Raw genomic sequence first — 11,747 nt, forward strand, 5'->3', positions numbered from 1 at the left:
CCATGGGCGCGACGCCGATGACCGTGCCGCCGGAGATCCGTGCCCTGGCCGAAGAATTGGCACCCGGCACGTGGCCGAGTGCCGACGTCGGCGGACTACGAGCGGCCGCTGTCCGCTGTCGTGACCTCGCGTCGCGGGTGGCCGACCTGGCCGCGGAGGTCGGAGCGGCGCATCGTGACCGTGCGATCGGCGCCGGGGCGTTCCACGACGGCGTCGTCGAGGGCGGGCGTGCGCTGACCGACTCCCCGGACACGGGATTCGGTCGGTTGATCGGACGGCTCGAGACGACCGCGACGGCGCTGGACACCTACGCAGACGCCGCGGCGACCACACACAACGAGATGACCGTGATCGCGTCGCTGGCCGACCGCGAGCGACTGCGATCGGATCTGCTCTCGACGCTGGGGGACGACTCTGCGCGCGTCGTCGCTGCCGGCGGAGGTCGAATGGCGCTGACTGCGGCCGGCGAGGACTACACCGAGGCGGCAGGCGACGCCGGCCACCGACACCACGACGACCAGCCACAACCCGCCGCGACCAGCGGCATGCTGCCGTTCTCGGCGATGAGTGGATTGGCCGCGGGAGCCGGTGCGCTGGCCGCCACGCACGCCGGGACCGTGAGTGTCGGTCCGGCGGAGTTGAGCGGTGCGGACACCGACTGGCTCCAGCGGCGGGCGGCCCACCTGCAGTCGGGTCTGCCGTCGTCGGTGGCGGGTTGGGTCCGAATGGCTGTGGGGATCGGTGTGGCCCCGGACGGATCCCGCGCGGTGGTGGTCGGTACCAGCGACCCGTATCCCTATCAGCGAGAGGGGATCACGCTCGGCGCCGGCGAGATCATGGCCGGCAACGGGCGCGCGGCCGAACTCGCCGTCGTCGATCACATGACCGGGTCCGGGATCAGCCTGCAAGCGATCGCATCGGCGACGCCGATGGCGCCGGCGACCCTCGCGGCACTGGCCGGAACCGACGCCGAGTTGTTCGCGCCCGACCAGCAGGGGACCGACGACGGTGTTCTGTCGCTGTCCCACGAATCGGGGAGCGATCACCCGTGAGCAGTCGGATCACGCGACTGCCCGACGGAGTCGCCGAACTGGTGGACCGAGTCCCCGACAGTGATCTCGCCCCGTGCATGTACTTTCTGGCGATCACGGTGCTGTCGGGTGTCGACGTCGGCGACAGCCCCGAGCTCACCACCGCGCTGACCGAATTGCGGGAGCGCGGTGCCGTGTCCGCGGGAAATCGGTTGGAGGTCGCCAGCCGCCTCGCGCAATTGGAACAACGTGCGTTCATCGCGGGTCGTCGAGGTGAGCACGAGGCGCGTGATCGTGCCTTCTTCCAGGCGCGCGCCGTCAACTGTCTCGTCCACGTGATCGGGGCGGGCTCCGGGACCGCCGCCGCCCAGGAGCCGAGGGACCGGCTGCGGGAGGCCGCCTATGAAGGTGCGATCGCGTTCAGCGGGACGCCGGGGGTGGTGAGCGTCCTCAATCGCTACGCGGGGTGAATGGCGGCATTAACCTTGGCGTGTGCACCACTGGCTCTCGCATCGGGCCGCCGACTGGATGTCGCACGACATCATCGAGCGGGGTCGATTGCCACTGCTGGTGTTCTTTCTGGGCCTGATCGTCGGGTTCGTGGTGATCCGCATCAGCGTGCGGTTGATCAGGGCCGACGTCGGCTGGTGGTTCTCGAACGTGACCGCGGGCGACACACACGTCCACCACGTCGTGTTCGGGGTGGTCCTGACGCTGTTGTCCGGGCTCGGGTTGATCGCGTTCGCGCTGAGTGGCGACCAGGCGGCCATGTCCATCCTGGCCGGGCTGTTCGGTATCGGTGCTGCCCTCATCCTCGACGAGTTCGCGCTGATCTTCTATCTGCGTGACGTCTACTGGTCGCAGGAGGGTCGGACGTCTGTGGATGCGGTCTTCATCGCCCTCGCGGCAACCGGCATGATCCTGCTCGGTTTCCGGCCGCTCGATCTCTACTTCGACGCTCTCCACGACCTGCGGATCGGTCGGACCTTTCTGGTCGACCTGATCGCCGCGGTGCTGAACCTGGTGCTGGCTGCGATCGTCGTGCTGAAGGGCAAGGTGTGGACCGGCGTGATCGGGGTCTTCGCGTGGCCGTTGCTGATCGTCGGGGTGATCCGGCTGGCGCGTCCGACGTCACCGTGGGCGCGCTGGCGATATCTGTCGCGACCGAGGAAGCTGGAACGCGCGATCGAGCGGGAGCGAAAGCTCCGACGTCCGTTCGTCCGGGTGAAGATCTTCGTGCAGGACCTGGTCGCCGGGCGGCCCGACGTCCTGCCGCACGTCCGGGCGGCGACCGAGGATCGGCTCGATCATGTGGTGCATCCGGCGCCGCCGGCACCGGCGATTTCGCCGCAGCGGGGTCTGTCTGGCACAATGGTCGGGTTGCCTGGCGATGATGTCCCACCTGAGGGACGTGGTCCCGGGACGCACCTTGACTCGGAGCACGAACCGGTCGAACCTCACACATGATCACCCGCTGGCCGGGAGGTCGAGTGTGGGCCGCCAGGTTCCTCTGTTCACGCGAACCGCCAGATTGGACCAACCACGATGAACACCCTCGACTTTCTCGACAAGCAGTCGCTGCGCGACGACATTCCCAAGTTCGGACCCGGTGACACCCTCGACGTCCACGTCAAGGTGATCGAGGGCTCGAAGGAGCGTGTTCAGGTGTTCAAGGGCGTCGTGATCCGTCGCCAGGGCGGCGGCGTGCGCGAGACCTTCACCGTGCGCAAGGTGTCCTTCGGCGTCGGCGTGGAGCGCACCTTCCCGGTGCACAGCCCGAACATCGCCAAGATCGATGTGGTCACCCGCGGTGACGTGCGTCGCGCAAAGCTCTACTACCTGCGCGATCTGCGCGGTAAGGCAGCCAAGATCAAGGAAAAGCGCTGACGCGTCTACCCTGACGACGTGGCTGACACACACTCCACGGGTGGGGAATCCGAACACGCTGCCGATCGCTCGTCCTCCGATGCCGGGGACTACGACTGGGACCGCGACGGCGACCACCCCGATGAGCGCCCATGGCGCACCAAGAGTGACAAACCCATGAAGCGTGGCTCGCTACTTCGTGAAGCCGTCATCATCATCGGCTGCGTCTTGCTGCTGACCTGGTTGTTGCAGACCTTCATCGGCCGTCAGTACGTCATACCGTCTGAATCGATGGAGCAGACCCTGCACGGCTGTGCAGGCTGCACCAACGACCGCATCGTCATCGACAAGCTGTCGTATCGCTTCGGCGACCCCAGTCCCGGTGACGTGGTGGTGTTCAAGGCTCCCAGTGAGTCATGGGACGGCGCATGGCTCTCGCCCCGCTCGGAGAACCCGGTGGTCCACGGACTGCAGGATGGTCTGTCGTGGTTCGGTTTTGCGCCGCCGGACGAGAACGACCTGGTGAAGCGTGTGATCGCGACCGGCGGACAGACCGTGGAATGCAAGAACGAGGAGAACGTCGGGGTCAAGGTCGGCGGTAAGCCGTTGACAGAGCCATACGTCGACAAGCAGTTGCAGGCCAGCGACGTCGCGGCCGGCAACGAGATGGCTGCGGGCCCCAACGGTCAGCCGAACTCCTGCTACGGGCCAGACTTCGGTCCGGTCAAAGTGCCCGACGGCAACGTGTGGGTGATGGGGGACAACCGCGCCAATTCGGCGGATTCCCGATTCCACATGGAGGACGAGTTCCACGGCACGGTCCCGGAGAGCGACATCCGCGGCAAGGTTCGGTTCATCATCTATCCCTTCTCGCGGATCGGTGGTGTGTCCTCGCCCAATCCCCAGTCATGACATCGGCGATCGCACCGATGTGGGGAAGAGGTGAACTGTGAGCCGTTGGCCGCCACGATTTCCGATTCGTCGGGCCGCCAGTCTGCGCACCTTCGAGTTCGCTTTGCATCGTAACGGGCTCGGTCCGGTCGCAGGCGTCGACGAAGCAGGCCGGGGAGCGTGCGCGGGACCGCTGGTCGTCGCCGCATGCGTCCTCAAACCCACGCAGATCGCCTCGCTCGCCGATCTCGACGACTCCAAGCGCCTCACCGAGGCGGTACGTGAGTCGCTGTACAAGGCGGTGACGAAGTACTCCTTGAGTTGGAGTGCGGTGATCATCGACGCTGACGAGATCGACCGGATCGGCATCCACGTCGCGAACATCGAAGGGATGCGTCGCGCGGTTGCCGGCCTCGATGTCACACCCGGGTACGTGCTCTCGGACGGATTCGTGGTCCCGGGCCTGACGGTCCCGTCGCTACCGGTGATCGGTGGCGATGGTGCCGCCGCCTGTATCGCGGCCGCCAGCATCATCGCCAAGGTGACCCGGGACCGGATCATGGTTGCGATGGACGCCGCCGTGCCCGGCTACGATTTCGCAGTTCACAAGGGCTACAGCACAGCCCATCACATGGCTTGCATCGATCGACACGGACCGTCGGTGCAGCACCGTATGTCCTACCGGAATGTCGCCGCGCGGGTGACGTCCGGCCCCGACCCGACCACGATAGGCTTGTCGAATGAGTGCTGAGGATCTCGAGAAGTACGAAACCGAGATGGAACTCTCCCTGTACCGCGAGTACAAGGACATTGTCGGTCAGTTCACCTATGTGGTGGAGACCGAGCGGCGCTTCTACCTCGCCAACGCGGTGGAGATGGTGCCCCGCAACACCGACGGTGAGATCTACTTCGAGCTGCGCATGTCCGACGCCTGGGTCTGGGACATGTATCGACCCGCGCGCTTCGTCAAACAGGTTCGGGTCATCACGTTCAAGGACGTCAACATCGAGGAGCTCGAAAAGCCGGAACTCCGGCTCCCGGACGAGCCCTGATCCACCCAACCTCCGCCGGTTCCGCCCGTCCGCGATTTTGTAGCATTAATCCGCACCTGCTGCGGGTTAATGCTACGGATTCATTTGGCGGGGTGGTTATTTGGGGATTTTGTCGATGGTGGCGCGGGTGAGGTCTATTGCGTAGCCGCAGATCTCGTTCTCTGGCAAGCTGGGAAGTAGCCCGTATCCCGATCCCGTCACCACGCCAGCCGTTCCTGATTGTACGTATGTCATGCAGCCACCCGACTTATCGCTTGCAATACCTACAGTGCGGCCGTTGATCGTGATGTCGGGATGCCAGTTTGAGCCGACGCGATTTTGTACTTTGTACCAGTTGAGGCTTTCGGAATTCCCGACTATCTGGTATGCACTCAGAAACTCAGATTCTTCTGGCGAGTAGTGCCAGTTGCATCCACGAAGCGTCTGCCCATTTACTGTGGCGGCGTCTTCAATCGTTTGAGGATCGATTCCTATGTGAATCAGGCTTTCGTCGTCGGCATTGCAAGGCTCGTACGCGGTGCCGCTATTTGCTGAATTCCATCTATCGGGGTATTTGTTGTGGAATGGTAGTGGTTTCCCGTCGTCAGCCGTCTGCCGTATTCCTTGTGTTGGGTCGGATGGGCTCGACTGCGCGGACGGTCTACCGTCAACCTCGCTGTTGCAACCACTTAGTGAAAGTAGCGCGATGCCCGCGGTCCAGGCGACTGCTCCCACTTTCACAAAGTTCCAGCCGACTCGGCCACTAATTTTGGAATTCACGCCGACCTTCTTGTTCATCCTGGTTTTTAATCGAATTAGCGGCGGCATCGCAGTTCGCGGCCAAGGTGTTCAATTCGTTGACTTGATGAACGAGTTGGGTGCTCCAGCCACTATCGACTATGGCACGCCTCAAAGATTCATACAGGGCCAATCCTTCAACGCAATCGCGGCCGAAATAATTCATGCCGACTATGCGGGTAATTGTCATCCTGCAGTCGTCCAGCTCTCGCGCGGCCGCGCGAGCAGCAGCAGCACGCGTGGTCCAGGCCGAGTCGTCAGACACGAGTCGGATCGAACTTTCGGCGGGAGTGGGCAGAAAACTCCCCACCTCCCCGCGCATCGACGTCCCATCCCCACCGCTCATACAGTCCTCCCCACAGAACCTTCGACGTCGCATGCGTCGCAGCGGTTCCACCCTAGCTGTCCACACATGCAGGTCTCGTGCCCGCAGACACAGAAGTCACAAGTAGGATAGCCAACCGTTGGGCATCGATGGTGGCGACCGGTGGAAGGCGCAGACCGAGGGGGATCCGTGGCGGACGATGGCTCCAAATATTTCTGGAACGCGTCGGATGGTGGCAAGAACGCTGGGTCGGCCGGCGGCTCGAGCAGCGGATCGACCGACTGGCAGCTCGCTATCCAACAGATGCTGAGCCGTATCGCCTCGATGGAACCGGGCTCGGCTGGGGCGGATGCGGCCGCGCTGCAACAGGCAATCGATGCCGCGATCAAGGCGACAGAACGCCTGAAAGACTTCGGTCAGGATGGTCTCGAAGGCCACGCCGCGCGAGGAAGTGCGGAACGCGCAACTCGACTCGCGACCGAAATAACCTCCGGAGCGAAGTCCGTCTCGGGGGGAGTGGGCGCCTTGGCAACAGCGCAGGGGATTCTCGCGGCCGCCAAGGTACAGGAGCCATTCCTCCAGCAGATGCAGAAGGAGATGGAGGAAAAGCCCGAGGACGCCGCGGACATCATGACGCGCGCTGCATCCCTCATGACGAGCCTCTACAACGGACCGATGAGCTCTGCGGCAGGTCAAGCGCCCGACTCGATCATGAATCCAACAGTCGGTTCTGCCCTGATCTCAGGTTCGACCGCCAACGTCGTCGGCGGCTCAGGTGGTGGAGGTGGAAACAGTGGCGGCGGAAGCACTCACACCACGGTAGGCGGATCTTCTGACCTCGGCGAGTACGGCAACAACGGTGCGTCGACAACGGCGGCGACGCCGACCGATGCGGGTACAGCAGCTCAGGCGCCGACATCGAATACCGAAACTTCTGGCGACAAACCATTGTCGCTGGGCAATGACGCCGCGAGCAGTGGTGGCGGTGCCGATGATCCCGACGATCTGAGCCGAGGCGGCCTCGGGAGCGCGAACAACTCCGGCAGTTCGACCTTCCCGTCCGGAATGATGCCCGCCGGTGGCGCCGCCGGAGCGACCGGCGCAGGCGGGAAGGTCGGCGGCGCAGGTGCGGGCGCCGGTGGGTCGGGCGCGGCCGGCGGAGCCAACGCGGCATCGGCGATGTCTCGAAGACTGTCCGGTGCGATGCCGACAGCCGCGCCGACGACGTCGACTACGCCTGCGAGTTCCACGGCACCGCTGGGTGCCGGTCCGGGTCGCGGAGGCGGCCCGATGGGCGGTGCACCCCACGGCGGGCGCGCGCGCGGATCCGACGACCGGAGTCACAAAGCGGCGCACTATCTCCACACGCAGGAAAACGGGGCGGAGCTCGTCGGCAGCCTGCCATTGGTCGGGCCGCCGGTGATCGGGGACTGGTCGCCGCCGCAGGCTCCGGAAGCGGCCGAATCGTCCGCGTCAAAATCAGGTGAAGCAGATGGGACCGACAAGGATCTCAAGCTCTGATCCGTCGGTGGGAACAGAACGCAAGCTGTCCACATTCTCCGAACCATCCACAGAACCGGCCGATTTCGTTGGTGACGAACTGAATCGTCATCGGCGGGAGCGATGCTTATGGCATGAGCGACAACACATCCCGGCCGCAGCGGTCTGCCTCGACTCGACGCCCGCGCAGCGCGGATATCTGCCGTCTCGGCGAGGATCTCGCCGCTGACCACGTGCAGGGTCTCGGTTGGACCGTTATCGAGCGCAACTGGCGTAACCGATTCGGCGAGCTGGATCTGATCGCCGCCGACGGGGCTGTGTTGGTGGTCGTAGAGGTGAAGACGCGGGCCTCCCGGGTCTTCGACGATCCGGCCGCGGCCGTCACCCCTCTCAAGCTGGCGCGTATGCGTCGACTGATCCGACAGTGGCTGGCCGACCATCGCGAGGGGTGGTGGAACGAGATCCGCTTCGACGTGCTGTCCGTTCAACTCGATTCGCGGGACCCGACCGCAGTCGACCGGGCCGTGGTGCGTCATCATCGAGGCGTGTTCGAATGAGTGAGCCAGGCCTCGTCACCGGGCTCGGGCGCGTCCATTCGGTGGGGCTCAACGCGTTTGTCGCGCGGCAGATCGAGATCCAGGCCAACGTGGGGCACGGACTACCGGGTTTCGCGGTCACCGGCACGGTCGATGCGTCGCTGCGAGAGGCCCGCGATCGCGTCCGTGCGGCGATCTCGAACAGCACGCTGAAGTTCCCGGACATGAAGGTGACGGTCTCACTCGCTCCGGCCGACCTCCCCAAGACGGGCTCCTCGTTCGATCTCGGTATGGCTCTGGCGATCCTTGCCGCGACCGATCAGGTGGCCACCAGCAGATTGAATCACACAGTGTTCCTCGGCGAGCTCGGCCTCGACGGCGGGCTGCGGCCCGTGCGCGGCGTCCTGCCGGCCCTGAAGAGAGCCCGCGACTGCGGCTTCACCCATGCCGTGGTGCCGATCCCGAACATCGCCGAGGCCGCTCTTGTCGCCGATCTCGACGTCGGTGGCGCATATACCTTGCGGGAGGTGGTCCGCTGGCTCGCTGGAGACCACGTGCTGGACACGGTCACCGACGCCGACAACATCCCACCGCCGTCGAAGGTCGCTGACATGGCCGACGTCGTCGGACAGGCCGAGGCGCGCCACGCCCTCGAGATTGCCGCTGCCGGAGCGCATCACGTTCTGATGACCGGGCCGCCCGGCATCGGCAAGACGATGCTCGCGCGACGGTTGCCCGGCATCCTGCCCGCGCTGTGTCCCGAAGAATCCCTGGAGGTCACCGCTATCCACTCCATCGCCGGGACCTTGCGGGCCGGCCATCCACTCATCACCGACGCGCCGTTCGTCGCGCCGCATCACACGACAACGGCAACCGCATTGCTCGGCGGCGGTACCGGTCTCGCCCGGCCGGGCGCCGTGTCTCGTGCACACCGAGGTGTTCTGTTCCTCGACGAATGTGCCGAGATGGGGGCCAAGGTTCTCGACTCATTACGACAACCGTTGGAAGAAGGCGAGGTCCGTGTCTCGCGACGAGATGGCGTGGCCACCTACCCGTCCCGATTTCAGCTGATCATGGCCGCGAATCCTTGTCCGTGCGCACCTGCACATGACATCGACTGCGTCTGTTCGGCCGTCGCGCGACGTCGATACCTCGGGAAGCTGTCGGGACCGTTGATGGACCGCGTAGACATCCGGGTTCGTATGGATCCACCCGGGAACACCGCCCTGATGAACTCGGTCGAGGAGCCCAGTGCGACGGTTCGAGAGCGTGTCTCGCAGGCTCGTGCCACCGCAATCGAACGATGGTCGGAGCACGGCTGGCTGACCAATGCGGAGGTGCCGGGGTCCGCGTTGAGGCAGCGATTTCGATTGTCACCCAAGGCACTACGTCCGGTCGAGCTGTTCCTCCGAGACGGGCGAGTGACGGCTCGCGGCGCCGATCGCGCGATCCGCTTGGCGTGGACCTTGGCCGACCTGAAGGGATGTTCCGAGCCGGGTGAGACCGAGATCGCCGAGGCCCTGCTGTACCGGGACCGGAGAGGGCACCGATGAGCCACCACCTCGACGACGCCGAGCGTCGGGCCTGGGCCTACCTTGCCCGGGTCGCCGAGCCACCGTGCGCCGCACTGGAGGCCCTGTGCGATCTGCTCGGCCCCGCCGAGGCGGCAGCCGCGGTGCGGGCACGTTCGGTTCCCGCCGGTCACCAATTGGTACTCGAGGCCACGGGCGCGCGCGCCGACATCGACACCTCCGCAGAAGACCTGGAGATCGCGGAGCGGACCGGGGCCAGGCTGGTGACCCGCGACGACGCCGAATGGCCGGGCTGGCCGCTGATGTCGTTGAGTCAGTCGGACACGGCCGCCCGCGGCGGTGAGCCGTTGGCGTTGTGGGTCCGTGGGCCGAGGCGGCTCGACGAATTGGCGACGACTGGTGTCGCGCTGGTGGGTTCGCGTGCCGCGTCGGGCTATGGCGAACAGGTCGCGTCGAGCCTCGCGTCCGGACTCGCCGCGGAGAACTGGACAGTGACCTCGGGCGGGGCGTATGGGATCGACGGGGTAGCCCACCGAGCCGCCCTGGCCTCCGGCGGTTCGACGATGGCGGTCATGGCTTGTGGGATCGATCGCGACTATCCCGCCGGTCACGCACGGTTGCTCGCGGAGATCGCCGACCGGGGCCTGGTGGTCTCCGAGTACCCGCCTGGCACCACGGCTGCCAAGCATCGTTTCCTCACCCGGAATCGCCTGGTGGCCGCGATGTCCGACGCCGTGGTGGTGGTCGAGGCGGGACGTCGGTCGGGCGCTGCGAACACTGCCGCGTGGGCTCGGAAACTCGGTCGGCCTCTCGGGGCGGTACCCGGCCCCGTGACGTCGGCGACATCGATCGGATGTCACCAGATGATCGCCGACGACCTGGCAGTTCTCGTGATCGACACCCGGTCGGTCATCGCGCTCGCCGCTCCCGACGGCACAGGCGACATCGGCCGCGGCCGAACGCGGTCCACCGATCGCCTCACCGCAGACGAGCAGCGCGTGCACGACGCGTTGCCAGGACGGGGTTCGGTCACGATCGAGGAGATCGCGTTCTCCGCGGGCCTCGACATCTCGGCAGTACGATCCGCTCTGGCCCGGATGGATGTCACTGGACATGTGGTGAATGACGCGGGAATGTGGCGATTGCCATGAGGGAACCGACGGCAGCCGGACGAGAGCACGAACTGTGCGCCCGCCGGCCGCACTGTCAGCGAGCGCCCCCCGACACATGCCGGCCGACGATGATCGGTAGGTCGAGGAAGGTTCGGATGCCGTGGGCGGCGCACAGCGGTCTTATGGCGTGGATGCGGTGGAACCCGAAGTCCGTGAGAGGGTCTCGATTCCACTCGCTGCTCTGCGACTGATTCGACCGGCCCCATGACATCGATCCTCAACGAGTAGTCGGCGCGGGCGACATGCGCATCACCTCAGCAGGACGTCGGCCGCATGGTGCGCTCAACGGTCCGCTGAGGTGATCCTGGTGTCAGGCTTGTTCATGCCCCGCCGCTTTGACGACCCTCCGCGCACGCGCTCGGTCCGGAACCTTCCCGGCCCCTTCCTCGTGATGATGCAAGCCGACGAGCCATAGGCCGGATATGGGCGACCGTGGGGGCTCCGTGAAGACGATCAGGAGGTAGGAGACCGCTCAGCGTCCGGTGAGCAGGTCGATGAAGATCCGGGTGTCGTCGTCACTCGCCGGGCCGTGGCGCCGGCGCGCGTGCAGGTAGCCGATCCCGGCGTACAGGAGCGTCGTCGCACGCGCATGTGCCTCCGGCTCGTCGAATCCGAGTTCGCGCATCGTCTCGTGGGCGACGGCGAATATCTGATCGTCGAGTGCGGCCACGGTTTCCGCCAGGGATTCGTCGGTTTCCGCCCAGGTGCGGACGGCGGCCTCGACCGTCCAGCGTCGAGGGTCGGACACCAGCCGGACCATCGCCTCGATCCGCTGCACCGGGGGAAGTGTCTGCAGATCGGCCAAGGTCTGCCGCGCCGACTCCTCGACCTTTCGGCAGTGATCGGCGAGCGCCGACATGAGGGCGGCGATATCGGTGAAGTGCCAGTAGAAGCTACCCTTGGTCACCCCGAGGTGTGCGCACAGTCGCGAGATCTTGATGGCTCCGACGCCCTCGGTGATCAGCAGCTGCATCGCGGCATCGAGCCAGTCATCCACGGTCAGACGCGATCCGCGTCGAGGGGACGGCTCCGGCATGTTGACCTCGATGGGTTGTGACTGTGTAC

14 protein-coding genes are annotated in these 11,747 nt (G+C 65.6%); 11 read left to right on the forward strand and 3 right to left on the reverse strand.

What is annotated here, in order from left to right; genetic code table 11:
• Nucleotides 1-2: 2 nt before the first annotated feature.
• From ACPXCG_RS19070 to ACPXCG_RS19100, 7 genes are all read left to right on the forward strand, one after another.
• On the forward strand, nt 3-1,052 hold the full coding sequence (locus ACPXCG_RS19070; protein WP_425793670.1) for a hypothetical protein: 1,050 nt from the start codon (nt 3-5) through the stop codon (nt 1,050-1,052).
• The gene (locus ACPXCG_RS19075) at nt 1,049-1,501 is read left to right on the forward strand and encodes a hypothetical protein (RefSeq protein ID WP_425793671.1); all 453 of its coding nucleotides are present in this window, start codon (nt 1,049-1,051) and stop codon (nt 1,499-1,501) included. The genes ACPXCG_RS19070 and ACPXCG_RS19075 overlap by 4 nt, the downstream gene beginning before the upstream one ends.
• Before the next feature lie 22 nt (nt 1,502-1,523).
• On the forward strand, nt 1,524-2,498 hold the full coding sequence (locus ACPXCG_RS19080) for a hypothetical protein (RefSeq protein ID WP_425793672.1): 975 nt from the start codon (nt 1,524-1,526) through the stop codon (nt 2,496-2,498).
• Between the two features lie 78 nt (nt 2,499-2,576).
• On the forward strand, nt 2,577-2,918 hold the full coding sequence (rplS, locus tag ACPXCG_RS19085; RefSeq protein ID WP_164306672.1) for a 50S ribosomal protein L19: 342 nt from the start codon (nt 2,577-2,579) through the stop codon (nt 2,916-2,918).
• Between the two features lie 18 nt (nt 2,919-2,936).
• Nucleotides 2,937-3,809 carry a signal peptidase I gene (gene lepB / locus ACPXCG_RS19090; RefSeq protein ID WP_425793674.1) on the forward strand — a complete coding sequence of 291 codons (873 nt, stop codon included), beginning with the start codon at nt 2,937-2,939 and terminating at the stop codon, nt 3,807-3,809.
• 37 nt (nt 3,810-3,846) lie between these two features.
• The gene (locus tag ACPXCG_RS19095) at nt 3,847-4,539 is read left to right on the forward strand and encodes a ribonuclease HII (protein WP_425793675.1); all 693 of its coding nucleotides are present in this window, start codon (nt 3,847-3,849) and stop codon (nt 4,537-4,539) included.
• Complete coding sequence (locus tag ACPXCG_RS19100; protein WP_124706974.1) at nt 4,529-4,840, forward strand: DUF2469 domain-containing protein; 312 nt, start codon at nt 4,529-4,531, stop codon at nt 4,838-4,840. Before ACPXCG_RS19095 ends, ACPXCG_RS19100 begins: the two co-directional genes overlap by 11 nt.
• Nucleotides 4,841-4,936: 96 nt before the next feature.
• Here the strand turns inward: ACPXCG_RS19100 and ACPXCG_RS19105 are convergent, their stop codons facing one another.
• Entirely contained in the window at nt 4,937-5,617 is a 681-nt protein-coding gene (locus tag ACPXCG_RS19105) for a DUF3558 family protein (RefSeq protein WP_425793676.1), read from the reverse strand.
• Complete coding sequence (locus ACPXCG_RS19110; protein WP_425793677.1) at nt 5,583-5,882, reverse strand: hypothetical protein; 300 nt, start codon at nt 5,880-5,882, stop codon at nt 5,583-5,585. The genes ACPXCG_RS19105 and ACPXCG_RS19110 overlap by 35 nt, the downstream gene beginning before the upstream one ends.
• A 249-nt stretch (nt 5,883-6,131) precedes the next feature.
• Here ACPXCG_RS19110 and ACPXCG_RS19115 point away from each other — a divergent pair, with 249 nt between their 5' ends.
• The 4 genes from ACPXCG_RS19115 (at nt 6,132) to dprA (ending at nt 10,661) form a co-directional block, all read left to right on the forward strand.
• Nucleotides 6,132-7,463, forward strand: coding sequence for a hypothetical protein (locus ACPXCG_RS19115; protein WP_425793678.1), 1,332 nt, complete (start codon nt 6,132-6,134; stop codon nt 7,461-7,463).
• A gap of 113 nt (nt 7,464-7,576) precedes the next feature.
• Nucleotides 7,577-7,999, forward strand: coding sequence for a YraN family protein (locus ACPXCG_RS19120; RefSeq protein ID WP_425793679.1), 423 nt, complete (start codon nt 7,577-7,579; stop codon nt 7,997-7,999).
• Entirely contained in the window at nt 7,996-9,531 is a 1,536-nt protein-coding gene (locus ACPXCG_RS19125; protein WP_425793680.1) for a YifB family Mg chelatase-like AAA ATPase, read from the forward strand. The genes ACPXCG_RS19120 and ACPXCG_RS19125 overlap by 4 nt, the downstream gene beginning before the upstream one ends.
• Nucleotides 9,528-10,661 (forward strand): DNA-processing protein DprA, encoded by a 1,134-nt coding sequence (gene dprA / locus ACPXCG_RS19130; RefSeq protein ID WP_425793681.1) that lies wholly within the window; start codon nt 9,528-9,530, stop codon nt 10,659-10,661. Before ACPXCG_RS19125 ends, dprA begins: the two co-directional genes overlap by 4 nt.
• 493 nt (nt 10,662-11,154) lie before the next feature.
• On the opposite strand, the gene ACPXCG_RS19135 is transcribed toward dprA, so the two are convergent.
• A complete protein-coding gene (locus ACPXCG_RS19135; protein ID WP_425793682.1) occupies nt 11,155-11,718 on the reverse strand; it encodes a TetR/AcrR family transcriptional regulator in 564 nt (187 codons plus the stop codon).
• Between the last annotated feature and the right edge of the window lie 29 nt (nt 11,719-11,747).

Source organism: Gordonia sp. DT218, from assembly GCF_049847105.1.
In the GTDB taxonomy this organism is placed as follows: Bacteria; Actinomycetota; Actinomycetes; order Mycobacteriales; family Mycobacteriaceae; genus Gordonia.

What these genes read in the sequence shown, in the direction of transcription:
- dprA (WP_425793681.1), top strand. Translation starts at nt 9,528, where the DNA reads ATGAGCCACCACCTCGACGACGCCGAGCGTCGGGCCTGGGCCTACCTT.
- ACPXCG_RS19125 (WP_425793680.1), top strand. Translation starts at nt 7,996, where the DNA reads ATGAGTGAGCCAGGCCTCGTCACCGGGCTCGGGCGCGTCCATTCGGTG.
- ACPXCG_RS19070 (WP_425793670.1), top strand. Translation starts at nt 3, where the DNA reads ATGGGCGCGACGCCGATGACCGTGCCGCCGGAGATCCGTGCCCTGGCC.
- ACPXCG_RS19100 (WP_124706974.1), top strand. Translation starts at nt 4,529, where the DNA reads ATGAGTGCTGAGGATCTCGAGAAGTACGAAACCGAGATGGAACTCTCC.
- rplS (WP_164306672.1), top strand. Translation starts at nt 2,577, where the DNA reads ATGAACACCCTCGACTTTCTCGACAAGCAGTCGCTGCGCGACGACATT.
- ACPXCG_RS19120 (WP_425793679.1), top strand. Translation starts at nt 7,577, where the DNA reads ATGAGCGACAACACATCCCGGCCGCAGCGGTCTGCCTCGACTCGACGC.
- ACPXCG_RS19135 (WP_425793682.1), bottom strand. Translation starts at nt 11,718, where the DNA reads ATGCCGGAGCCGTCCCCTCGACGCGGATCGCGTCTGACCGTGGATGAC.
- ACPXCG_RS19105 (WP_425793676.1), bottom strand. Translation starts at nt 5,617, where the DNA reads ATGAACAAGAAGGTCGGCGTGAATTCCAAAATTAGTGGCCGAGTCGGC.